This window comes from Brevundimonas sp. 'scallop' (genome assembly GCF_011045535.1).
GTDB classification, from domain to species: domain Bacteria; phylum Pseudomonadota; class Alphaproteobacteria; order Caulobacterales; family Caulobacteraceae; genus Brevundimonas; species Brevundimonas vesicularis.
In genome coordinates, this window is the sequence record NZ_CP039382.1 from 1,493,614 (window position 1) to 1,516,910 (window position 23,297).

Sequence of the window (23,297 nt, forward strand, 5' to 3'; positions counted from 1 at the left end):
GATGCGGCTTCGGCGGATGGGTCAGATACGGTAGATCGCCTCGGCGTTGGCGGCGAACAGGCGGTCGCGTTCGTCGATCGAGAAGTCGGCCGTGATCGCGTTAAACGCGGAATAGAAGGCTTCGAAGGTTCCGTGGACGCTTTCGACGGGGAAGTCCGAGGCGAACATGGCGCGCTCGGTCCCGAAGGCCTCGATGCACTCCACAACGATGGGACGGATGCTGTCGGGCGTCCAGGCGCGATCGGTGATGCCGAGACCCGAGATCTTGATCGAGACCTGCGGCTGAGCGGCCAGCAGGCGCAGACCTGTGCGCCACCGCTCCATCCCCGCCGCATCCCGGTCGGTCGGCAGGCCGGCGTGGTTGACGATGATCGGAATGTCGGGGTGGCGGGCGGCGATGATGGCGGCGGTCGCCATCTGGGACGGATAGAGCTGGAGGTCGAACGACAGCCCATAGTGCGCGAGCTTGGCGAAGCCCTCGACCCATTTCGGATCACGCAACAGATCGCGATCGGTATAGGTCTTCAACGGATCCTCGTGCCAGCAAACGATCTGGCGCAGGCCGCGTACGTTCGGCCGGGCGGCGTGTGCTTCCAGCAGGGCGTCCAGGTCGGGATCCAGCATATCGGCGCCGGTGACGATGGCGTGCGGATAACCGGTGTCATCAGCGATCGACTGAAGCCAGTCGGTCTCGGCCAGCTGCTGGCCCACAGGCTGGCCGGCCTCGACGTGAACGATCTTGTCCACGCGCCAGCCCGCCGTGTCCGCCAGATAGTCGTCCAGCAGATAGTTTGCGTTGGCGATGGGCGACATGTCTCCCGCCGGATTGTTCGGCAGGGGATCGTCCTGAAGCCAGCCATAGCGCGCACGCGACAGGTCCCACAGGTGGACGTGCCCGTCGACGATGCGAAGGTCCGAGGCCACGCGTGCGTCCTAATAGGTCGTTCTGCCGCCCGACGTGTCGAACGTCGAGGCGGTGGTGAAGCTGCATTCTTCGGAGGCCATGAAGCAGACCATGGCGGCGCTCTCCTCGACCTCGCCCAAGCGTCCCATGGGGATTTTGGAGCGCATATAATCGACCTGGCTCTGGGGCAGTTGCTCCAGGATGGGGCTTTCGAAGGTGGCGGGGGTCAGGCTGTTGGCGACCACGCCCTTGCCGGCCAGTTCCTTCCCCAGCGACTTGGTGAATCCGATCACACCGGCCTTTGAGGCGGAATAGGCTGAGGCATTGGGATTGCCTTCCTTGCCCGCGACCGAGGCGACATTGACAATCCGACCGTAACCATGGGCGAGCATGAAGGGCACGATGGCGCGCGAGCAGTAGAAGACGCCGTTCAGATTGATGTCGACGACCCGCTTCCAACTGTCGATCGGAAACTGATGCACCGGGACGGTGGCGCCGGTGATGCCGGCCGAGGCGACCAGGATGTCGATGCGGCCATCCAGCGCCTGAGCCGAGGCGGCGGCGGCGGCGGCGACGGCGTCAGGGTCGGCAACGTCTAGGGCGATCACACGAACGGCCCCGACGTCGGCGGCGGCGGCCGTCAGCGCCTCAGCGTTGAGGTCCCACAGCACGACCTTGCCGCCCTCGGCGACGATGCGGGCGGCGGCGGCCTTGCCTAGGCCGGAGGCGCCGCCGGTGACGACGGCGGTGCGGCCCGCGAACCGATCCCGGTAGGCGCTCATCGGGTCCACTCTACGAAGGTCTGACCCTGTTCACCCAGCTTCTGGATGCCCAGACGGACCGTGTCGCCAGCCTTGAGATAGAGCGGCGGCTTCTGGCCCAGGCCCACGCCAGGCGGGGTGCCGGTGGTGATCAGGTCGCCAGGCTCCAGCGTCATGAACTCCGACAGATAGGACACGATCTCGGCGACGCCGAAGATCATGGTTTTGGTATTGCCGGTCTGCATGCGCTTGCCGTTCAGATCCAGCCACATGTCCAGGTCCTGCACGTCACCGACCTCGTCGGTTGTCACCAGCCAGGGGCCGACAGGGCCGAAGGTGTCACAGCCCTTGCCCTTGTCCCAGGTGCCGCCGCGCTCGGTCTGATAGGCGCGCTCGGACACGTCGTTGATCAGGACATAGCCGGCCACGTGATCCAAAGCCTCGGCCTTGGTGACGTAGGAGGCGGGCTTGCCGATGACGATGCCCAGCTCGACCTCCCAGTCGGTCTTTTCCGAGCCGCGCGGGATGACCACGTCGTCGTTCGGCCCGTTCAGACAGGTAATGGCTTTGGTGAACAGCACCGGCTCTTCGGGGATCGGCAAATTGGATTCGGCTGCGTGGTCGGCGAAGTTCAGGCCGATGGCCAGGAATTTGCGCACGCCATTGATCGGCACGCCGTAGCGAGGCTGGCCCTCGACCAAGGGCAGGGTGGTCGGATCGATGGCCTTCAGCGCCTCAAGTGCGGGGCCATACAGTTGGTCCGGTGTGATGTCGGCGATGTATCCCGACAGGTCGCGAATGCGCCCCTCGGCGTCCAGCGTGCCCGGCTTTTCTTGGCCCTTGGGGCCGTAACGCAGCAGTTTCATAGTGGCGGAGGAGCTTTCGTCTTGGCGAAGTTAGGGGCGCGCGTAGGGGCGATGCAGGGCGATGTCGCGGTTCAGTTCGACGCCGAAGCCGGGCGTATCGGGAACCTTCAGGCGGCCGTTTACGGGGACGGGTTCGCCGATCAGTTGCGGATGGAACATCGGCACGACTTCGTCGGCGCCGGGGGCCATCATCAGGAACTCGGCGAACGGGCTGTTATGGCGCGTCACCACGAAGTGGTAGGAATAGACCGACGAGCCATGAGGGATCATCAGCACGCCCTTGGCGTCCGCCAGGGCGGAGATCTTCTGCAGTTCGGTGACGCCGCCGCACCAGCCCACGTCCGGCTGGATGATGTCGCAGCATTCCATCTCCAAGAGCATGCGGAAGCCCCAGCGGGTGGCCTCATGCTCGCCGGTCGTGACCAGCATCCCCCTGGGAGCGTTCTTCTTCAGCGCCTGATAGCCCCAGTAGTCGTCGGGGCTGAGCGCCTCCTCGATCCACTTCAGACCCAGCTTGTGGGCCTCCTGAGCCAGCCGCGTGGCGTAGTTCAGGTCCAGCGCCATCCAGCAGTCGAACATCAGCCAAAAATCGTCGCCGCAGGCGTTCCGCATGGCTGCGAGTTCAGCGATGTTCTTGTGCAGGCCTTCCTCGCCCTCGGCCGGGCCGTGGTGCAGGGGCATCTTCCCGCCGATGAAGCCCAGTTCCTTGGCTTTGTCGGGCCGCGCACCGGTGGCGTAGAAGGTCAGTTCGTCGCGCACCGCCCCGCCCAGCATGGCGAAAACCGGCTCCTGACGCAGACGGCCCAGCAGGTCCCACAGCGCCAGATCCACGCCGGAGATGGCGTTCACCACCAGACCTTTTCGGCCATAATACTGGGTCGAGAAATACATCTGGTCCCAGATCTTCTCGACCTCGGACGGATCGCGCCCTTCGAGGAAGCGGGCCAGGTGTTTCTCGACGATATAGGCGGCGGGTTCGCCGCCGGTCGTCACCGCAAATCCGACCACGCCGTTCTCGGCCTCGATCTCGACGACCAATGTGCCCAGCACATTGATGCCGAAGCTGCGGCGGCTCTGGCGGTACTCGGGGTATTTCGCCATGGGAGTGGCGATGTGGTCGTCGATCCAGTGGCCGTCGCCCTGATCGTGGTAATCGGCGCCGCCGCCCGTGCCGTCGTTTTTCACGACGAAGGCGCGGACGTGTTTGATGCGGGGCAGGCGGCTCATCGCGCCATCACCAAGGATTGGTGATTTGCTCCCATAATGCGGGATTTCACTGGCGTTCCTCCGTGCGCAGCGTCAAAGTCAGGTCCGTGTAGAGGAGCGACTTGCGCGTTTTGCTACATTCTGAGAATGAGGGTTACGAAATGGGACGAACGCCGTCAATCAAGACCGCACAGGTCGATGGGGATGAAGAGGTCGGCGCCAAGGCGTCCGGCAGCCAGACACTGCTGCGTGGTCTGGACGTCATCGACGCCCTGATCGAGGGCTCTCTGCCCTTGGCGGAGCTTTCCGAAAAGCTGGATCTGACCCGCAGTACCACACACCGTCTTGCCTCGGCCCTGGTCGAGCGTCGCCTGCTGTCGTTCCGCCCGCGTGAAGGCTATTCTCTTGGACCGAAGCTGCTGGAGTTGGGCCACGCCGCCAGCCAGCAGATGCATCTGCCGCGCGTGGCTCGGCCCTGGCTGGAACAGCTGTCGGCCCAGACGGACGACACGGTGCATCTGGGCGTGCTGGACGGCCGCCATGCGCTTTATCTGGACAAGGTGGCGGGGCGCAGGCGGATCAACATCGGCTCCCGCCTGGGCGAACGTCATCCGATCGCCTCGACCGGCCTGGGCAAGGCGCTGATCCTGGACAAGACCGAGGCGGACTGGATCGACTTCTACGCCGAGCCGGGCGCGACCTATGACTCATCCGCCCGCGCCGTCTGGCTGGAGCGGATGCATGGCTACGCCCAGAAGGGCTACGCCTTCGACCTGGAAGAGAACGAGGATCAGATCCGTTGCGTCGCCGCGCCGGTCCGTTCGGTGAACGGTCAGATCGTCGCCGCGCTCAGCGTGTCTTCCGCTGCGCAATATATGTCGGACGCCCGGATGACCGAGCTGACAAAGACCGTCACCGAGGCCGCCAACGCGATCAGCGCCGACCTGGGCTGGTCGCCCAAACCCTGAAATCGAACCATCGCCGGAGCGCGCATGCTGCTTGAGAACAAGGTCGTCCTGATCACGGGCGCATCGCGGGGTATCGGACGGGCGACGGCGATCGAAGCCGCGCGCCAAGGCGCTGATGTCGCCCTGAATACCTTCAGAGACGAGACGGCCGCAGCCGAGGTGGTCGCCGAGATCGAGGCCCTGGGCCGCCGGGCCATCGCCGTCGATGGCGACGTGGCCCAGCCTGAGAGCGCCGCAGCCTTCGTCGCCGCCGCCGTTCAGGCGCTGGGCCGGGTGGACGTCTTCGTCTCGAACGCCGGCATCTGTCCGTTCCACGCCTTCCTCGACATGCCGGTCGAGACTCTGCGCCGGACGATGGAGGTCAATCTGCATGGCGCCTATTACATGGTGCAGGCGGCGGCCAATCAGATGGTGAAGCAGGGGGAGGGTGGAGCCATCGTCGCCATCAGTTCGATCTCGGCCCTAGTCGGCGGCGAGATGCAGACCCACTACACGCCAACTAAGGCAGGGGTGCACAGCCTGATGCAGTCCTGCGCCGTCGCCCTGGGCCGTTACGGCATCCGCTGCAACTCGATCCTGCCCGGCACCATCGCCACCGACATCAACAAGGACGACCTCGCCGATCCGAAGAAGCGTGAATACATGGAGAGCCGCATCCCGCTGGGGCGTCTCGGCCGACCGGAGGACATCGCCTCGGTCGTCGCCTTCTTGGCCTCGGACATGGCGGGCTATATGTCAGGCGCGGCGCTGCTGGTCGACGGCGGCGCCTTCGCCAACTTCCAGTAGGGCGGGCGCGTGATCATCTCTTCGCCGGGCGATTACCGCGAGGCCGCGCGACGCAAGCTGCCGCCCTTCTTGTTCCACTACATCGACGGCGGCGCCTATGCCGAGCAGACCCTGCGCCGCAACGTCGAGGACTGGCAGGCCATCGCGCTTCGCCAGCGCGTGCTGCAGGACATGACCACCCTCAGCCTTGAGACCAAGCTGTTCGATAAAACGCTGCGTCTGCCGATCATCCTGGCGCCCGTTGGCCTGACCGGCATGTACGCGCGCCGGGGCGAGGTGCAGGCGGCCAAGGCGGCGGCCTCGCGCGGCGTGCCCTTCACCCTGTCCACCGTCTCGGTCTGCCCGATCGAGGAGGTGGCGCCGGCCATCGACCGGCCGATGTGGTTCCAGCTCTATGTGCTGCGCGATCGCGGCTTCATGAAGAATGCGCTGGAGCGGGCCAGGGCGGCGGGGGTGAAGACCCTGGTCTTCACCGTCGATATGCCGACGCCGGGCGCTCGCTATCGCGACGCCCATTCGGGCATGAGCGGGCCCAATGCCGAGATTTGCCGCATGGTCCAGGCGATGACCCATCCGGTTTGGGCCTGGGATGTCGGGCTGCGCGGCACGCCGCACGACCTTGGCAATGTCTCGGCCTATCTGGGCAAGCCGACGGGTCTTGCCGACTACATCGGCTGGCTGGCCAATAATTTCGATCCCTCGATTTCGTGGAAGGACCTGCAATGGATCCGCGATTTCTGGGACGGGCCGATGGTCATCAAGGGCATCCTGGATCCGCAAGACGCCCGCGATGCCGTCAGCTTCGGCGCAGACGCCATCGTGGTGTCGAATCACGGCGGGCGTCAGTTGGACGGCGTGCTGTCGTCGGCCCGCGCCTTGCCCCCCATCGCCGATGTGGTGCAGGGCGACCTGAAGATTCTGGTGGATTCGGGTATCCGCAACGGTTTGGACGTGGTCCGCGCCATCGCCCTGGGCGCCGACGCTGTCCTGCTGGGCCGGGCCTTCATCTACGCCCTGGCGGCGAAGGGCCAGGCGGGGGTCGAAAACCTGCTGGATCTGTTCGAAAAGGAAATACGCGTCGCCATGACCCTGACCGGGGCCAAGTCGATCGCGGGCATGACCCGCGAGATGCTGGCGATCTGACGCAGGATCAGTGCGTTATCCCCGCCACGAAAGCGGGGACAAAGCACATCTTCGCAAGTCCTAAGCCCCCAACGACTCGATCAGATCGCCCATGTTGCGGATGAAGACCGAGGTGGAGACGCCCTCCACCGGGAAGTCGGTATTGTAAGGCGAGGTGTCCCACAGGTCGCCGACGCGGGTCATCTGGTATTCGCCGCCTGTTACGGCGGTGGGGGAGGGGCCCTTGTACGGGTTTGACGTCGTGGTCAGCGGCGTGGGCCAATAGCCGCGCGCATTCAGCCCGGCCATGACTTCGGCCGCGCGACCGGCGTGAGGCGCGGTCGGGCGACGAGCATCGCTGGACATGTCCCACACGTCCACATCCTGAAGCGTGAAGTACTTGGGCAGATTTAGCGAGCCGGGGCGCGCCTTCAGCGGCGACCCGCGCGTGGCCTCATCGACCGGCATGGCCGACAGACGCGCGTACTCCGCGCGCAGGGCCGGGGTGTCCACATTGCGGAACGAACCGTAGTGGACGATCAGATTGGTGGGGTTGTCGTCGGCGTAGTACTGGCCGTTGGCGATGTTGGACCCGCGCCGGTGGATGTAGATCGGGGTGTTGGCGCCTTCCAGGATGAAGGTCGGATGCGTGCGGCCCGGCGTGTTCAGCGGCGGCTTGGCCGCGACCTGATCCAGCCAGTCCATCGCCTCGGGCAGGCGGGCCAGATACTTGCGGTCGCCCGTCAGGCGATAGAAGCCCATCATCGACTTGATGTTGGTGCCGGTCGTGTGGGTGACGAAGGCTTGGGGCTCGATGGTCCGGGCGCCCGCCGGCTTCAGCGTGTCGGGGAAGTGTTGCAGGCCCCAGGCGGGTTGAGGCTGCGGCTGCTGGGTCTTCACGAAGATGTCCATGCCGCGATTGATGGCGTCCAGGATCCTCGCATCGCCCCGGCCGTTTCGCGCCAGGCCGTGATAGGCGTAGATTAGGAACTCCAGGTTCTCGCCGGCCACGTCGTCGTTGAAGGTGATATAAGGCGTGTAGTCGGCATGGCCGTGCAGGCCGCCGTTCTCGACGAACGGATAGCGCTGGGGCCAGCCGCCGTTCTCGTACTGGCTTTCCAGCACGAAGCTGATCGCCTTGTTCAGCGGCGCCAAATATTTGCGATCCTTCTTCTCAAGGTAGATCCGCAGCAACAGTTGCGACGCCTCGGCTGTCCCCGCGTCGTCGAAGGTCGCGTTGCCGTAGTAGTGGTGGAATTCCTCCAACCGCCAGGCGTTGGCGGCGACCGTGCCGTACCACTGCTTCAGCGACTCCTCGCCGGCGGTGTCGATCACGTAATTCCAGCCGCCCAGCGGGTGCTGGCCCTTGATCAGAGCGTCTGCAGCCTTCTTGGCCGCTTCATAATAAAACGCGTCGCCGGTGGCATGATAGGCGTCCAGGAACAGATGACCCACGGTCGCGGTGCCGGGAGGCTGGACCCAGATCATGGTCGGGTTGGCCTCGAGCTCGCCCCAACGGCGCGAGAAGTCGGGAAGATACTGCCAGACATAGCCGCCCTCGACGGCGGCCTCTTCGCTCATGAACCGAGCGGCGCGCTTCATGGTGTCCAGAATGGCGGCGCGCCCTGGCGAAGCCTGGGCCAGGACGGGGCCGGACGCGGCGACGAAGGTGGCGGCGGTGCCGGCGGCCAGAAGGGCGCGGCGGTTCATGGACGTGACGGACATGGGAACTCCTGATGTGACCTCTCTCGCACGGTTTCTTGCGACCGTTTCGAACCGTCACTGAAGCATGATTGACACCGGTTTCCTAGCCTATGGCGCCACTGAAAAAGACCGCATGGACTTCTCCATGCGGCCTCCTCCCACTCTCAATGTTCGCAGCCTCACCGGCGGATATCGAACCCGCCGTCGCCCATGGCGGCGCGCACCTCGTCGGCGGTGAACAGGTTGAAGTCGCCGGGCACGGAATGTTTCAAGCCGGCGGCGGCGAGGCCGAAGTCGAGGGTCTCTTGATCCGACCAGCCGCTCCACAGGCCAAACAGCACGCCGGAGGCGAAGGCGTCGCCGCCGCCGACCCGGTCCACGACGCCGGCCATGTGAATGGCCTCGGCTTTGGTTTCGATCACGTCGTCGCCATTGCGGGTCAGCATGACAGCCGACAAGGCCTGGTCGGCGACGCTATCCTGAACGCGAAGGGTGCAGGCGATGCGTTGCAGGCGCGAGAAGGCGGCGAAGGCGGCCTTGGCGGCTTCACGACGGCGCACGGCCGGGTCGGGGCTGACGAATGTCGTCTTCAGCACCAGGGCGAAGTCGCGGTCATCCGCGAAGGCGACCGTGGCGCCGGCCAGCATCTTGCCGAGCGTGGCCGGGGGATCGCCATCCCATTGTTCCCACAACTTGCCGCGGAAGTTGCCGTCGTAGCTGACCTTCACGCCCTTGCGGACGGCGGCCTCGATGATGGCGACGGCGGCGGCCGAGCCATTCGGCCCCGTCGCCGGGGTCACGCCCGAGGCGTGCAGCCACTCCACGCCGTCCAGAAGTTGGTCCCAGTCGAAGGCCGTATCGACATGTTCGACGAAGGCCGATCCGGCGCGGTCGTAGAGGACTTCCGACGGACGACGCACAGCGCCGGGCGTCAGGAAATACAGACCCATGCGGCCGGGTTTGAAGACGACCTGAGAGGTGTCGACCCCGTGCTTGCGCACCTCGTCACGCACGCCACGGCCCAGCGCATTGTCGGCCAGGACCGTCGCCATGCCGGTCGGCGCGCCGAAGCGGGCCAGCGACACGGCGACATTGGCCTCGGCGCCGGCGGGACGCACGGTCAGGGCAGGCGACTGCATCAGCAGTTCGTTGGCGTTGGGCGAAAACCGCAGCAGCATCTCGCCGAAGCAGAGGATGCGCCGGGAAGATGCAGCCTGGGTCATGATCGCAACGCTAGCTCCGGATCAGCGCGCCTGCCAGCCGCCGTCGACCGGCAGGATGGCGCCCTGGACGTAGTCGGAGGCCCGGCTGGCTAGGAAGACGGCCGCGCCGCCCAGGTCCGACGGCTCGCCCCAGCGCCCGGCCGGGATACGGCCCAGGATCTCGGCCGAACGGACCGGGTCCTCGCGCAGAGCCTGGGTGTTGGCGGTGGCGAAATAGCCTGGGGCTATGGCGTTGGCGGTGATGCCGTGGGGCGCCCACTCGTTGGCCATCAGCTTGGTCAGGCCGGCGACGCCCGATTTGGACGCGGTGTATGACGGCACGCGGATCCCGCCCTGGAAGGACAGCATGGAGGCGATGTTGATGATCTTGCCGCCGTCGCCCTGTTTGATGAACAGGCGGGCGACCGCCTGGCTCATGAAGAAGACGGTCTTCAGATTGATGTTCATCACTAGGTCCCAGTCGGCCTCGGTGAAGTCGACGGCGTCGGCGCGGCGAATCAGGCCGGCGTTGTTCACCAGGATGTCGATACGACCCATGGTAGCCAAAGCTTCCTGAACAACGCGTTCGACCGGCTCGATCGAGGTCAGGTCGGCGCTGATGGCGTGGGCGCGACGACCCATCGCCTGCACCTTGGCGACCGTGTCGTCGGAGTCCGACAAGGCGACCGAGACGATGTCGGCGCCAGCCTCAGCCAAAGCCAGGGCGATGCCTTGGCCCAGGCCCACATTGCCGCCGGTCACCAGCGCGACCTTGCCGGTCAGGTCGAATGGATTGCTCATGCTTTTCTTCCTCTTGTCCTGATTACTTCAGCTGGCAGATGTCGAGTTTGTACATGTCGGTGTAGTCAAGGTTCTCGCCGCCCATGCCCCAGATGAAGGTGTAGTTTGAAGTGCCTGCGCCGGTATGGATCGACCACGGCGGGCAGATCACGGCCTCCCCGTCGGCGATGACGATGTGGCGCGACTTGTCCGGTTCGCCCATGAAGTGAAAGACTCGGTCGTCTCCGCCCAGGCCGAAATACAGATAGGCTTCCGAGCGGCGGTCATGGATGTGAGGCGGCATGGTGTTCCAAACCGAGCCGGGCTTCAGCACCGTCACGCCCATCAGTAACTGGCAGGACTTTACCTTCGCCGGCACGACATACTGGTAGATGGTCCGTTCGTTCGACGTCTCCAGCGCGCCCATTTCCAGCGGCACGGCCTCGTCGATCGAGATCTTTGTCAGGTCGTAGCGGGCGTGGGCGGGCGTGGCGACCAGATAGAACTTCGCCGGTTCGGCGGGGTTCTGGGAAGCGAAGCTGACGTCTGTCGATCCCATCGGCACGTAGAGGCCATCGCAAAAGCCCAGTTTGACGGTCTCGCCGTCAACAGTGATCGAACCCGCGCCACCGATATTGACCACGCCCAGTTCTCGGGCCTGCAGGAATGGCGCACCGGCAAGCGACGGAGGTTCCGAATGCGTCGGCAGGCTCAGCGCCGTCTCGGCCGGCGTGGCGCCGCCGATGATCATCCGTTCATGGTGGGAATAGTTGAGGCTGATCCTGCCCGGAACGAACAGGTTCTCGATCAGATAGCGATCGCGCAGTTGTTGGTTTGAGGCGCCGTCCATCATGTCGGGATGAGTGGCCTGATAGACTTTGTCGTACATGGGGTCGTACATGCCGGTCTCCCTGGGAACTCGCAGCGCGAGCCACCGAGACGGATCTTGCGCCCGTCCTTCTGTGGACTAGGTAACCGGTGTCATATAATGATGCAATCGATTAGACCAACGCCGTCCACATATGTCGGCATCGCTTCGCCACCGTCTTGAGGATTCCCCATGAAGATCGCTCTCATCATCGAAAACAGCCAGGCCGCCAAAAGCGAGACGGTGCATGGCGCTCTGGCCGCCGTTGCCGAACCCCTGGGCCATGAAGTCTTCCACTATGGAATGTATGCGGCCGAGGACAAGGCCTCGCTGACCTACGTCATGAACGGCGTCCTGACCGGCATCCTATTGAACTCCGGCGCGGCCGATTTCGTCGTCACCGGCTGCGGAACCGGCATGGGCTCCATGCTGGCGTGCAACAGCATGCCCGGCGTCTTCTGCGGTCTGGTGATCGACCCGACCGACGCCTTCCTGTTCGGCCAGATCAACGACGGCAACGCCATCTCGATGCCTTATGCCAAGGGCTTCGGCTGGGCTGCAGAACTGAATCTGCAGGACGTCTATCGCAAGCTGTTCGAAGGCGAGCGCGGCCTGGGCTACCCCAAGGAGCGCGCCGAAATCATGCGGAAGAATCGCGGCGTGCTCAGCGACCTGAAGGCCGTGACCTGCCACGACATGCTGACGGTTCTGAAGACGATGGACCAGGACCTGCTGAAGGCCGCCATCGCCGGCGAGAAGTTCCAGGACTACTTCTTCGCCAACGCCACCGACGAAGGCATTCGCGATTATCTGAAGGGCGTTCTCGCCGCCAAGCCTGCGCTCGAAACAGCCTGAGGCAGACAGGTCGGCGCGCGATCACGCGCGCCGACCCTACTCAGACTGCCGGAATTGCCGACTTGCGCACGACCAGGGCCGGTCGAACGTCCGGCTGCTGCATCTTGGTTGGATCCACTCCCCGCATCGGCGCCAGCAGCTTTTCGGCCGCCATTCGTCCCATGTCGCGAATCGGTAGGCGCACCGAAGTCAGGTTGGGCCAAACCCGAGCCGCCATCGGCAGATCATCGAAGCCGACGACGGACAGGTCGCGCGGCAGTTCCAGCCCGCGATCACGCGCCGCCTGCATCACCCCTATGGCCATGTCGTCGTTGAGGGTGAAGATGGCGGTAGGCGGCGTTTCCAGCGCCAAGAGGGCGTGTCCCGCCTCCACGCCTGATTCGAACGTATAGGCGCCTGTGAAATCGTAAGCCGGATCCAGCGGGATCCCGCGCTCGGCCAGAGCGTCCAGAAACCCCTTGCCCCGCACGGCCGACGACCGGAACAGGTCCGGCCCGCGCACCAGACCGATCCGTCTGTGTCCCAGGTCGGCCAGATGCGCCGCCGCTTCGGCCGCACCAATCCAGTCATTGGTGACCACCATCGCCTGAGGCTCGTCCAACGCCACCGAGGCGATGCGGACATAGGGGCAGTCGAGATCGCGCAGCAGGTCGATGACCTGTTCGTCCTCGGATACCGACGGCGGCATGATGACGCCATACAGACGTTGGCGCTCGACGAAGCCTCTGATGTCTTTCAGCAGGGTAGGGGAGTTACGATTGCAAGGATGAACGACCAGTTCCAGGCCGGACCCCTTTAGCGCATCCAGCACGCCTTGCTGCATGTTCACGACGTAGGTCGGGCTGGGGTTGTCGTAGATCAGACCGACCAGGAACGAACGCCTGAAAGCCAGGCCGCGCGCCTGTGGATCAGGCGTGAAACCCAGAGCCGTGATGACGGCGTTGACCTTTTCGCGCGTGTCTTCCTTGACGAACGGCGACTGATTGATGACCCGCGAGACGGTCTTTTTGGAGACCTGCGCCTCACGGGCGACATCGTTGATGGTTGCCCGCTTGCCCGGCTTGCCGGATCGCGGATCGTCTTGAGCCAAGGTTCGGCTCCTTCCCTGTGTGCAGCTTGAAGGCATAGCCGCGACTCGCGGCCGACGCCATGGGGCTCAGTTAAAGCGCATTGACACCGGTTTCCTTCGTCGCTCTTATCGCAGCCTATTCACGAGGCGACACCTTTGACTTCGACCCCCTCTCTTGCGAGCCAGGACGACGCGCTGTCGGCCGATCCGGCGGCGATCGCACAGCAGTTCGTCGCCGCGCGTCTGGCGGCGCGCAGCACGCCAGACTATCCGGGCGTGATTCCCCAGAACATGGCCGAATCCTACGCCATCCAGGACGCCGCCATCGGTCTGTTTCCCGATGAGGTCGTGGGCTGGAAGGTGGGCGGTGTCCCGCCCGAGCAGCAGCCGAAGCTGGGGATCCATCGTCTGGCCGGCGCCATTTTCGCGCGCAATGTCTGGCCGGCGCCCGGCGACACGGTCGTGCCTTTGCCCGAAATCGAGGGCGGGTTTGCAGCGGTTGAAGCCGAGTTCATTGCTCGGATCGGCGTCGACGCGGATCCCGCCAAGACAGATTGGACTATCGAAGACGCCATGGGCGTCGTGGACAAGGTCTTCATCGGCGTCGAACTGGCCGGCAGCCCGCTTTCGACGATCAACGACCTGGGATCAGCCGTGGTCGCCTCCGATTTCGGCAACAATGGCGGACTGATGATCGGTCCCGAGGTCGAGAACTGGCGCGAGCGTCTGGACGGCATCACGGTCGATACGGTGATCAATGGCGCCAGCGTCGGCACCGGAGGGTCGCAGTCCCTTGCGGGCGGCGCGATGGAATCCGTGCGGTTTTTGCTGGAACATTGCGCGCGCTGGGGCCGTCCGCTGAAGGCGGGCACGCTGGTTTCGACCGGCGCTGTCACTGGCGTCCACCGTGTTCGCGCGGGCGACGAGGCCGTGTGCAGCTTCAAGGGTATCGCAGAACTTCACTGTTCGGTCGTCAGGGCCGAAGCCCAGTAACATCATCGGACGCCTACCCCGCCGCCGTTCAGGGACGGAAAAGAGCAGGGACGTGTCGAGGAATATCAGGAACGGGTTTTCATAACCATGTCAGACGCCTCCGTCGCGCCGCCGATCCAGATCAAGGCGCCATCCCCCGGCAAGTATCGTTGGATCATCATGTGGCTGCTGTTCGCGGCCATGGTCATCAACTACGTCGATCGTCAGATGATCGGCTTCCTCAAGCCGACACTGTCAGCCGAGTTCGGCTGGTCCGAAACGGACTATGCCGACATCGTCTTCTGGTTCCAGGCGTCCTACGCCGTGGCCTACCTGTTGTGGGGCCGGATCATGGACCGAATCGGCGCGCGCTGGGGGCTGGGGATCGCCTTCGGCATTTGGCAGATCGGCCATATCATGCACGGTGCGGCGCGAGATCTGTCACACTTCATGATGGCGCGGATGGTCCTTGGCGTCGGTGAGGCCGGCGGTTTCCCTGGCGGGATCAAGGCGGTCGCAGAGTGGTTTCCCAAGAAGGAACGCGCCTTCGCGACGGGCCTGTTCAACGCCGGCACCAATATCGGCGCCATTGTCACCCCTCTGATCGTTCCGGGCCTCGTGCTGGCCTTCGGCTGGCAGATGGCCTTCGTCATCACCGGGGCCTTGGGCCTGATCTGGCTGCCGATCTGGCTCTTGGTCTATCGCAAGCCGCGCGAGCAGAAGAAGCTGTCCGCGGCTGAGCTGGCCTATATCGAGCAGGACCCGGCCGACGTTGTCGAAAAGGTCAAATGGACCAAACTGCTGACGGTCAAGGAAACCTGGGCCTATGCTCTGGGCAAGTTCCTGATCGATCCGATCTGGTGGATGTTCCTGTTCTGGCTGCCGGACTTCCTGGGCAAGACCTATGGGCTGGATCTGAAGACCTTCGGCCCGCCGCTGGTCGCCATCTATCTCCTGTCCGACATCGGCTCGGTTGGCGGGGGCTGGCTGTCGTCGCGCTTCATGCACAGGGGCATGAGCATCAACAAGGCCCGCAAGATCACCATGTTGATCTGCGCCCTGTGCGCCGTGCCGGTGGCCTTCGCGGCCGAGGCGTCAAACCTTTGGCTCGCGGTCGGCATCATCGGACTGGCGACGGCCGCGCACCAGGGCTTTTCGGCCAATCTCTATGCGCTGCCGGGCGATGTCTTCCCCCGCTCGGCGGTGGGGTCGGTCGTCGGCATCGGCGGCATGCTGGGCGCCATCGGCGGCATGGCCATGGCCAAATACGCCGGCTACGTCCTGGAGAAGATCGGCACCTATACGCCCATCTTCATCGTGGCGGCCTCGGCCTATCTGATCGCGCTTCTGGTCATTCACCTGATCACGCCGAAATACGAACTGGCCAAGGTCTGACGAACGACTGAGTGGCTCAGCGCCGCGACGTCATCAAGGATTGCGGCCGGGCGAGCGATCGTCCGGCCGTCGTCTTTTCAGGAAGAGAGAACTGTGATGGATGTGGAACGCAGGACGCTTTTAGGTCTGGCGATGGGGGCCGTAGTCGGCGCATCCGGGGCGAGGGCGCAGACAGTGGCGGATGGCGGCCGCGCCGGTCCGGCCGACCCAACCGAGATCATCCGCCTATGGCCCGACGGCGCCCCGGGCGGGCAGGGCGTGACCGTCACGCCGGTCGTGCCAGAGCGGTCGACCGATCCCGCCTTCCACGACCGTTACGCCCAGTATACGACCGATCCGATCCTGACCGTCTTTCGCCCCGAGCGGCCGAACGGTTCGGCGATGCTTCTTATCCCCGGCGGCGGCTATCGCTGGGCTGTGCTGGACAAGGAAGGGTATGACGTCGCGCGCGTCTTCGCCGCCAACGGCACGACCTGTTTCGTCCTGCGCTATCGCCTGCCGGCTGACGGCTGGGCGGCCGGAGCCGACGCACCCCTGCAGGACGCCCAGCGTGCGATCCGGCTGATCCGCAGCCGCGCCGCCGACTTTGGCTTCGATCCGCAAAAGATCGCCGTACTGGGCGCCTCGGCTGGCGGCCATCTGGCGGGGCTGGCCAGCGCCCGGACGGACGCGACCTATGAACCGGTCGATGCCGCCGATAGCGCACCCCTGCGACTCGATCTGACCGTTCTGATGTATCCGGTCGCGACCATGGCGGACCCGTACGTCCACGCCGGATCGCGGACGCACCTGCTGGGCGAGACGCCGTCGGCCGAGCGGATCGCAGCCTATTCTCTGGAGCAGATGGAGTGGCGGAATGCGTCGCCCGTCTTCCTGCTGCACGCCATGGACGACGCGTCCGTGCCGGTGGAGAACAGCCTGCAACTGCTGACCGCGCTCAAAGCCGCCTCTGTCCGGACCGAGGCGCATCTGTTCCAGGAAGGCGGCCACGGTTTCGGCGTCCGTCTGATCCAGGGCAAGCCCGCGCAGGTCTGGCCCGATCTGGTGCGCGCCTGGGCCGCCCGGCTGGATTTTCCGCTCTAGGTTCCCGGCTGGATATAGGGAATGGCCGAGAAGAAGGCCCGCTCGTCCCCGCGCGGATCGTCGACCATGCGCGGCTGGATATCCATCAACATCGTCTGTCGGCGAGGCAGCTCATAGCGGTCCCAGCGCGGCAGTCCGGCATGGTTGGGATCGCCGTCGCGAGCTAGGGCGATGAAGGCGTCGCTCATCCGGTCCGACATGATTTGCGCGCCCGGCCCGCGCGTCCGCGAGCCGGGCGCCTCGACATTGTCGAACACCAGCGGGATGTCGGCGGTATGGAAGGCGCCCTTGCGACCCGAGGCCAACTCTCCAGGGAAGTTGAGTTGATAGACCCAGGCGGGTGCGCCAGCCTTGGCCCGTTCTTCGGCCTCGATCACCGCGCCGCGCCAGGACCGCCCCGCTGTCGTCGCGGCGATCAGCACCTGGTCGGGCGACCACTCAGGATGCATGGCGCGATAGCCGGCGATCACAGCTTCGGGCGTGATGTCGATACGCATGACGCCGGGCGACAGCCGCGCCGCCAGGGTCTCCCACGTCAGCCCGACATTCTTGGGATCGTTGCCCATGAAGCCCAGGGTCTCTTCGCGCGTGTTGCCGATGATCATGGGGATCGACCGGCCCAGCGGCGCCGCGTCGGGATAGAAGGGGTGGCGGGGAAGGGTGCGGAAATCCAGCACCGGCCCGAAATACAGGCCGCCGAAGCCCAGAATCGGGTCCTCGGCGCTCTGCGCTTCGAGCAGCCGCTCGACCGGCATCGTCGCCGCTTCGGCCGCCCGATCCGGCGTCAGGCCCAGAGCCTTCAGCCATGTCGTGGCTCGCGTCGTGGCGTTGATTGGCCCGGACGCCGTCACCTGCTGACCACTCATGGTCGCGGCGCGATGGAACAGACCTTGCGCCGCCGGCGTCGCCATCAGGGTGGCGATCTTGGCGCCCCCGCCGGACTGACCGAACAGCATCACCCTCGACGGATCGCCGCCGAACGCCGCAATGTTGTCTCGTACCCACTGCAGCGCCAGGACCAGATCCAGCTGGCCGACGTTGCCCGAATCTTCGAACCCCGGCGCCAGTCGCGCCAGATAGGCATAGCCGAAGACATTCAGCCGGTGGTTCAGCGTCACCACCACGACATCGCCGCGCGCCGCCAGACGCGTGCCGTCATACAGCGGGTCCGATCCCGAACCGCTCGAATAGGCGCCGCCGTGGATATAGACCATCACCGGTCGCCGACCCGCGTCGGTGCCTGGCGTCCAGACGTTCAGGAACAGGCAATCTTCGCTTTGACTCGGCTCATCGCCGCGCTGCGGACTGGCCGCGCCGTAACGTGTTGCACGAACCGGGTCGCGCCATGGCGTCGGCTTCTCCGGTGGCCGGAACCGCCGCGTCGGCGCCCCATATCGCACGCCTTTGAAGACGCTAATCCCGTCCTGCCGCAGACCGATGACCGGCCCGGCTGTGGTCATCACGTGATTCGGCGCCGTGGCCGCAAGCACGCTGGAGGATGCCGAGAACAGACCGGCGGTCGCCAAGCTGCTCAACAGCACCTTACGTCGCGTAATCATCGTTCTTCGCCCATCTGATATCCAACAAGAGTGAACCTGACACCGGTATCATGACGATTCAATGCGCAATGCCTGCGAGGCCGAGGTGCAGGCGCAGAAACCCGATGACAAAGACCGAAGCCTCGTTTCGATGATGTTGGAACTTGGCCTAGGCCTTCGTCAGGCCGATGGCGGAGAGGGTGGGACACCCCGCCCAGTCAAAAAAAGTTAAATAAAACAGATGCATGACGCATCTCTGACAGTCCAGAATGTAGCAGGCTTTGTAGCAAGAGGTTAGCTCGGTTTCTCCATCCAGTCGGCGAACCGGACAAAGTGATCGTACGTTTGCCCCGACTTGGCGACACGCACAGCCACCTTGGGGGCCCGACCAACAAGCGCCTTTAGTGCTTTTCTTATTCGTACGTGCCCGTGCTGCCATGCAAGTCCCTGCGGGGTGCCAAGCAGGGCCTCCGCCTCGAGCACCATCTGGATTGAGTTTGAAGGACGCGATGAAACGCTGGCTGACTTGGCCCGCCGATTTGACGTTCCCTATACGACCCTCCATGCCGCCTATTCGAGGGGCGAGACCCCTACCCAGATTGCGGCACGATTGAAGGGCACCTCCTCCGAGTACTGTCCTGATCACATCCTCGGCGACGCCCTCGCCGTCCGCGATTGGCGGGCGTCGTTCAAGGCGTGGAAGGAAAAACTACCTCGGGAGCATCGCTGGATGGCGGAACCCGAGGTGTTCGATCTCATCACCTGTAGTCGCCAGCTTCAGTCAGGAGCCAAATGGCTGGAGCGGAGGGGCTTCTTTGAACTAGCGGGCGAAGAACACGAAGATCCATTCAGTCTGGAGTTCTGGAGGACGACGGTTCGAACCGGGACGCATGGTCTGAAGCAGTTGTCCTTCGTATCGGCTGTCGTCCTCGATGCGATCATGGATTTCTGGGTTGTCTCGTCCGAAATCGTTTGTCGCTTGGGCGTGAAGATGGTCCCGCCACCAACCTCTGACCGCTTCGTCGATGACCTCTGGGGTCGGTGGCTCGACGATCCGTTCAACTTTTGGACTTCTGGCCTTTGCGAGCGCCACTTCGAACTCCGAAAATAACGCCGCCCATTTCGGTTTAGCTTCTGCAAGGCTGCCGGTCTTAAGCGACACAACGACCTCCAGTCTGCCTCCGAAGGCGGCGCGCACATCGGCTGGAACAGCGCGGCGGAAATAGAGAATGGAGCCCCGCCGATGGAGCGAGGGGTGGTTTGGAACCTGCAAGGTTGCCGCCTCGTTTGTAGCACCTGTTGTAGCAGGGTTAGGCCAGCAAACCTTTGAAAGGCAAGGGCTCTAGCGATTTCAAAACGCTAAAGAGCCGGTGGCGGAGAGGGTGGGATTCGAACCCACGGTACCCTTCCAGGCACGCCGCATTTCGAGTGCGGTACATTCGACCACTCTGCCACCTCTCCGCGGCGCCGATATCGCTTGGTCGAGCGAGGGGCTTCTCTAGTCGGAGCCGCAGCGCTTCGCAACCCGTCTGTGAAAGAAATCCGACGCTATCTTTGAGCGGGCAAAGACAGGCCCGGCGCGGCGCCGGTCTGGGCGTCCACGCCCTTGAATCGAAACAGTTCGGCGGGTCGGCCGCCCGTGGTTGAGGAGAGCTGTCCGGTCGGTTCGACGAGCCCTGTGCGCTCTACGCCGCGTCGGAAATTCTGCTTGTGCAGGCTGAGGCCCGAGACGGCCTCGGCGCCCGCCTGGAGTTCAGACAGGGTGAAGACGCCGGGAGTCAGATCGAACAGGACCGGGCGGTATTTCAGCTTGCTGCGCAGACGGCCAAGCGCCGTCGCCAGGATGCGCCGGTGATCCGAGGACATGATGCGTCCCGGCATGGGCTGCGTGGGTGACAGGTCGGCGTCGCGCCAGGCCTCGGCGACCAGACGCGCTTCGTAGAGCAGTTCATAGCGCTCCAGGACCCGCTCCTCGTTCCAGCGGTGATCGGGCGTCAGGGCGAATAGGGCGCGGGCACGGGCCAGGCGGTGCTCGTCGCCATCGGCCCAGGCGTGCAGGCCTTCCGTGATTCGCGCATCGTGACCGCCGCGCCGATCTTCCCAGGGAAAGAACTCGAACACGGCGTCCCAGAGGGCGTCGTGGGTCTGGCCTTCCGCCGCGTCGGGCGTCAAGGCCAGATAGCCGACGGAGACCTCTCTGTAACGGCCAGGGCCGGGGGTGGCGCGCGGCGAGGCGCGGCCGGCGTCGCCGAAGGTGTAGAGCTGTTCAACGAAACCGAGCCGAAACCCGGTCTGGGCGGTCACGAAGTCCCGCAGAGCGCGCTCGAAGGTGCGGTCGCGAACGGGATCGAAGGGTCCGAAGGGCAGGGCGCGCGAACCGTCCTCGGTCGGAGTCGTCAGGACGACGGCCTGTCGGTCTTTTAGGGTCATCACGACCGCCGACAGACCGATGCGAACGCCATCCTCCGCCCCTTGGGTCATCAGGCTATTCCGTATGCCAAGCGTCGTCGGCGGGGATCAGGCCGACGGCGCCAGCCAGGACACGGTAGCGTTCCAGATAGCGGGCCTGGGCGACCGGCGCGGGTTGAGGTTCGATTGTCAGGCTGTAACCCTCGGGCGGGCTGCCGAAGAAGCCCAGCGATTCCTTTTCGGTGAAACCCGCCAACTGAGTCGCCTCGAAGAAGGCGCAGGCCTTGTCGGCCTTCTTGATCAGCGTCTTGATCGTCTGCGGCGTCTTGGGCGGCAGGCCGTAGCGCAGGTGGATCGCGGCTTCCAGCTTGGCCTCGAAGTCCTTGTACCCGGCCCCGAGCGCCGCCTTGAATGGCGAGATCATGTCGCCGATGACGTATTCAGAAGCGTCATGCAGCAGGGCGGCCAGACGCCATTTCGGATCCAGGCCGGGCTTGATGTGGGCGGCGATCTCTTCGACCACGCACGAATGCTGGGCGACCGAGAAGGCGTGCTCGCCGATGGTCTGACCGTTCCAGCGCGCGACGCGCGCCAGGCCGTGGGCGATGTCCTCGATCTCGATGTCGAACGGCGACGGGTCCAGCAGATCCAGGCGACGACCGGACAGCATGCGCTGCCAGGCGCGGGGGGCGTTCTTCTTGGTAGGGCGCTCGGCCAAATCGCGTGTCCTGATCGCTTGTCGGCTGGTCAGGTGACGCAAAGACACGCCGGGATCAAGCGGGAGGGACCAGACGGCGAAGGAAATCGCCGCGTCAGCGCCCAACGTTCAGTGTGACCAGTTCCTTGGCGTCGTCGAAAATGCCGTCGTTGCGGCGATCCTTGGACCTGACCACAGCGATGACGATCGGGCCGCCGCTGGGGCCGCGCGCCTCGAAGCCGACCTGGCGCCAGCCCGCATCGCCGGGCTGATCGTCAGCCAGGATATAGGTCATGCGCGTCGCCGCGCCCGGCGCACGGGTGCGCACGCGCGTGGAGTTGTCGTTGGCGTCCACGCTGACCATCGAGGTTTCGGTGCGGACGTTTTGTCCGTCCTTGGACTGTATGTTGATGCCGCCGATGCGGACGCTGGCGTTATCGCCCTGGGTCTCGATCTTCAGGCCCGGCAGGCGGACTGAGGCGTCCTCGCCGCGCGTCTTGATGTCGACCCCAGGCGCCTGGACGGAAGTCGTATCGCCTGCCTCGATTGATGGAGGCGGTGGCGGCGCATCGCCTGCGCCCGGGGCCAGCCGCGCGACCGTATGAGGCAGATCGGCGCTGGCGCGCGCCTCGAAATCCCGCAGCACGTCATCGACGGAGCGCCCGTCCAGCTTGACCAGATGCAGCACGACGTCGGCGCCCTTGGGGCCGCCATAGACGCAGTTCGCGCCGCCTGCCGCCGCCAGGCCCTTTCGCGTCAGGACGCCAAGATTGTCCGGGCATTGCAGGGCGTCGATCACCTTCAATACGCCCGCGCCCTGATCGTCGCTGGAGGAGGTGGTGGTGATGCGGACCGAGTTGTCGCCGTCGCAGGCGGCTAGGCTGGCGCTGAGGGCTAGATAAAGCAGGACATGACGCATGGTCGAACCTCTCTTGGCCCCCATTCTGCGCGCTGCGGCCGCGTGATCCAGTGAAATCGCGGTAATCACCGGGTCAGCCGCCGGGGCGCGAGCCTTCGCGGCGGTTCAGGAACGCCAGGCGTTCGAACAGATGCACGTCCTGCTCGTTCTTTAGCAGCGCCCCATGCAGCGGCGGGATCAGCTTGTTCGGCGTCTTCTCACGCAGGGTCTCGGCGTCGATATCCTCGACCAGCAACAGCTTCAGCCAATCCAGAAGCTCTGATGTCGACGGCTTCTTCTTCAGGCCCGGCGTATCGCGGATTTCGTAGAAGGTCTTCAACGCCTCAGAAACCAGGCGCGGTTTGATGCCGGGGAAGTGCACATCGACGATCGCGGACAGGGTCTCGGCGTCGGGGAAGCGAATGAAGTGGAAGAAGCAGCGGCGCAGAAAGGCGTCGGGCAGCTCTTTTTCATTGTTGGAGGTGATAATCACGATGGGGCGCACTTCGGCGCGGATCGTCTCGTCCGTTTCCTGAACGTAGAACTCCATCCGATCGAGTTCCTGCAGCAGGTCGTTGGGGAACTCGATGTCGGCCTTGTCGATCTCGTCGATCAGCAGGACGGGGCGGGCAGGGGCGGTAAACGCCTCCCACAGCTTTCCCTTCTTCAGATAGTTGCGGACGTCGTGGACGCGCTCTTCGCCCAACTGGCTGTCGCGCAACCTGCTGACGGCGTCGTATTCATACAGGCCGTTATGGGCCTTGGTCGTGGATTTGACGTGCCAGGTGATCAACGGCGCGTCGAAAGCCTTGGCGATTTCATAGGCCAGGACCGTCTTGCCTGTGCCGGGCTCGCCCTTGATCAGCAGGGGACGCTCAAGTGCGACCGCGGCGTTCACCGCGATCTTGAGGTCGCTCGTCGCGATATAACGGTCCGTGCCTTCGAAACGGCTCATAGAAAAACCCACTCCGTGTTTTCACGAAGTGGGTTAGCCGATCGCCTGCGTCGTGAACAGCGATCAGGTGATGCGCTTGGCCGAGACCGGATCGCTGGCGGGGAAGGTCTCTTCCAGGCCTTCATCAACCAGCGCCTCCTGGCGGCTGTCCGACTTGTCGATCTTGTCCAGCTGGTCCGGCACGCCGTCCTGCGAGGTCGTGCGCTTGGCGTGCGGGGCGTCGGGCGACGCGTCGTGACGGGCTTTGTCGTCGGTCATG

Annotated in this window: 23 protein-coding genes and 1 tRNA gene; 7 read left to right on the forward strand and 17 right to left on the reverse strand. The window is 64.7% G+C overall.

Going from position 1 to position 23,297, the window contains the following annotated elements:
* Positions 1-21: 21 nt before the first annotated feature.
* The 4 genes from E4341_RS07360 to rhmD are packed head-to-tail and all read right to left on the reverse strand — an operon-like array spanning position 22 to position 3,758.
* The gene (locus tag E4341_RS07360) at positions 22-924 is read right to left on the reverse strand and encodes an amidohydrolase (RefSeq protein ID WP_165116271.1); all 903 of its coding nucleotides are present in this window, start codon (positions 922-924) and stop codon (positions 22-24) included.
* 9 nt (positions 925-933) lie between these two features.
* Positions 934-1,686, reverse strand: coding sequence for an SDR family NAD(P)-dependent oxidoreductase (locus E4341_RS07365; RefSeq protein WP_165116273.1), 753 nt, complete (start codon positions 1,684-1,686; stop codon positions 934-936).
* Entirely contained in the window at positions 1,683-2,531 is an 849-nt protein-coding gene (locus E4341_RS07370; protein ID WP_165116275.1) for a fumarylacetoacetate hydrolase family protein, read from the reverse strand. The genes E4341_RS07365 and E4341_RS07370 overlap by 4 nt, the downstream gene beginning before the upstream one ends.
* Before the next feature lie 30 nt (positions 2,532-2,561).
* A complete protein-coding gene (rhmD, locus tag E4341_RS07375; RefSeq protein WP_165116277.1) occupies positions 2,562-3,758 on the reverse strand; it encodes an L-rhamnonate dehydratase in 1,197 nt (398 codons plus the stop codon).
* A 140-nt stretch (positions 3,759-3,898) separates the two neighbouring features.
* Here rhmD and E4341_RS07380 point away from each other — a divergent pair, with 140 nt between their 5' ends.
* Genes E4341_RS07380 through lldD form a run of 3 tightly spaced genes read left to right on the forward strand, consistent with a single transcriptional unit; the run spans position 3,899 to position 6,634 of the window.
* On the forward strand, positions 3,899-4,705 hold the full coding sequence (locus tag E4341_RS07380; protein WP_165116279.1) for an IclR family transcriptional regulator: 807 nt from the start codon (positions 3,899-3,901) through the stop codon (positions 4,703-4,705).
* Positions 4,706-4,729: 24 nt separating this feature from the next.
* Positions 4,730-5,491 carry an SDR family NAD(P)-dependent oxidoreductase gene (locus E4341_RS07385; RefSeq protein WP_165116281.1) on the forward strand — a complete coding sequence of 254 codons (762 nt, stop codon included), beginning with the start codon at positions 4,730-4,732 and terminating at the stop codon, positions 5,489-5,491.
* A gap of 9 nt (positions 5,492-5,500) precedes the next feature.
* Positions 5,501-6,634: an FMN-dependent L-lactate dehydrogenase LldD gene (gene lldD, locus E4341_RS07390; RefSeq protein WP_165116283.1), complete on the forward strand. Its 1,134-nt coding sequence runs from the start codon at positions 5,501-5,503 to the stop codon at positions 6,632-6,634.
* 60 nt (positions 6,635-6,694) lie between these two features.
* Here the strand turns inward: lldD and E4341_RS07395 are convergent, their stop codons facing one another.
* The 4 genes from E4341_RS07395 to kduI all read right to left on the reverse strand — a co-directional run bounded on the left by E4341_RS07395 (position 6,695) and on the right by kduI (position 11,188).
* A complete protein-coding gene (locus tag E4341_RS07395) occupies positions 6,695-8,338 on the reverse strand; it encodes a pectate lyase (RefSeq protein ID WP_165116285.1) in 1,644 nt (547 codons plus the stop codon).
* A 158-nt stretch (positions 8,339-8,496) separates the two neighbouring features.
* Complete coding sequence (locus E4341_RS07400) at positions 8,497-9,540, reverse strand: sugar kinase (RefSeq protein ID WP_165116287.1); 1,044 nt, start codon at positions 9,538-9,540, stop codon at positions 8,497-8,499.
* 21 nt (positions 9,541-9,561) lie between these two features.
* Positions 9,562-10,320 (reverse strand): 2-dehydro-3-deoxy-D-gluconate 5-dehydrogenase KduD, encoded by a 759-nt coding sequence (kduD, locus tag E4341_RS07405; protein WP_165116289.1) that lies wholly within the window; start codon positions 10,318-10,320, stop codon positions 9,562-9,564.
* Positions 10,321-10,342: 22 nt separating this feature from the next.
* Positions 10,343-11,188 carry a 5-dehydro-4-deoxy-D-glucuronate isomerase gene (gene kduI / locus E4341_RS07410; RefSeq protein ID WP_165118633.1) on the reverse strand — a complete coding sequence of 282 codons (846 nt, stop codon included), beginning with the start codon at positions 11,186-11,188 and terminating at the stop codon, positions 10,343-10,345.
* A gap of 171 nt (positions 11,189-11,359) precedes the next feature.
* Here kduI and E4341_RS07415 point away from each other — a divergent pair, with 171 nt between their 5' ends.
* The gene (locus tag E4341_RS07415; RefSeq protein WP_091747399.1) at positions 11,360-12,022 is read left to right on the forward strand and encodes an RpiB/LacA/LacB family sugar-phosphate isomerase; all 663 of its coding nucleotides are present in this window, start codon (positions 11,360-11,362) and stop codon (positions 12,020-12,022) included.
* A 40-nt stretch (positions 12,023-12,062) separates the two neighbouring features.
* Here E4341_RS07415 and E4341_RS07420 read toward each other — a convergent pair whose 3' ends face one another.
* A complete protein-coding gene (locus E4341_RS07420) occupies positions 12,063-13,112 on the reverse strand; it encodes a LacI family DNA-binding transcriptional regulator (RefSeq protein WP_240893642.1) in 1,050 nt (349 codons plus the stop codon).
* A gap of 135 nt (positions 13,113-13,247) precedes the next feature.
* On the opposite strand from E4341_RS07420, the gene E4341_RS07425 reads away from it, so the two are divergent.
* The 3 genes from E4341_RS07425 to E4341_RS07435 all read left to right on the forward strand — a co-directional run bounded on the left by E4341_RS07425 (position 13,248) and on the right by E4341_RS07435 (position 16,541).
* On the forward strand, positions 13,248-14,084 hold the full coding sequence (locus tag E4341_RS07425) for a 2-keto-4-pentenoate hydratase (protein ID WP_240893643.1): 837 nt from the start codon (positions 13,248-13,250) through the stop codon (positions 14,082-14,084).
* Between the two features lie 87 nt (positions 14,085-14,171).
* A complete protein-coding gene (locus E4341_RS07430) occupies positions 14,172-15,458 on the forward strand; it encodes an MFS transporter (protein WP_091747388.1) in 1,287 nt (428 codons plus the stop codon).
* A 132-nt stretch (positions 15,459-15,590) separates the two neighbouring features.
* Entirely contained in the window at positions 15,591-16,541 is a 951-nt protein-coding gene (locus tag E4341_RS07435; protein WP_240893644.1) for an alpha/beta hydrolase, read from the forward strand.
* Here the strand turns inward: E4341_RS07435 and E4341_RS07440 are convergent.
* The 8 genes from E4341_RS07440 to E4341_RS07475 all read right to left on the reverse strand — a co-directional run bounded on the left by E4341_RS07440 (position 16,538) and on the right by E4341_RS07475 (position 23,296).
* Positions 16,538-18,100 (reverse strand): carboxylesterase/lipase family protein, encoded by a 1,563-nt coding sequence (locus E4341_RS07440; protein WP_165116295.1) that lies wholly within the window; start codon positions 18,098-18,100, stop codon positions 16,538-16,540. The two genes, E4341_RS07435 and E4341_RS07440, sit on opposite strands and share 4 nt — an antisense overlap.
* A 799-nt stretch (positions 18,101-18,899) precedes the next feature.
* On the reverse strand, positions 18,900-19,352 hold the full coding sequence (locus E4341_RS07445) for a DUF6538 domain-containing protein (protein WP_165116297.1): 453 nt from the start codon (positions 19,350-19,352) through the stop codon (positions 18,900-18,902).
* 98 nt (positions 19,353-19,450) lie between these two features.
* A tRNA-Ser gene (locus tag E4341_RS07450) sits at positions 19,451-19,540 on the reverse strand.
* Between the two features lie 87 nt (positions 19,541-19,627).
* Entirely contained in the window at positions 19,628-20,560 is a 933-nt protein-coding gene (locus E4341_RS07455) for an NAD regulator (RefSeq protein ID WP_165116299.1), read from the reverse strand.
* Positions 20,561-20,564: 4 nt separating this feature from the next.
* Positions 20,565-21,206 (reverse strand): YfbR-like 5'-deoxynucleotidase, encoded by a 642-nt coding sequence (locus E4341_RS07460; RefSeq protein WP_017505221.1) that lies wholly within the window; start codon positions 21,204-21,206, stop codon positions 20,565-20,567.
* Between the two features lie 94 nt (positions 21,207-21,300).
* Positions 21,301-22,104, reverse strand: a complete 804-nt coding sequence (locus E4341_RS07465; protein WP_165116301.1) for a methyltransferase type 11 — start codon at positions 22,102-22,104, stop codon at positions 21,301-21,303.
* Between the two features lie 73 nt (positions 22,105-22,177).
* On the reverse strand, positions 22,178-23,038 hold the full coding sequence (locus E4341_RS07470) for a MoxR family ATPase (RefSeq protein WP_165116303.1): 861 nt from the start codon (positions 23,036-23,038) through the stop codon (positions 22,178-22,180).
* A gap of 63 nt (positions 23,039-23,101) precedes the next feature.
* Positions 23,102-23,296: a hypothetical protein gene (locus E4341_RS07475; protein ID WP_017505218.1), complete on the reverse strand. Its 195-nt coding sequence runs from the start codon at positions 23,294-23,296 to the stop codon at positions 23,102-23,104.
* Between the last annotated feature and the right edge of the window lies 1 nt (position 23,297).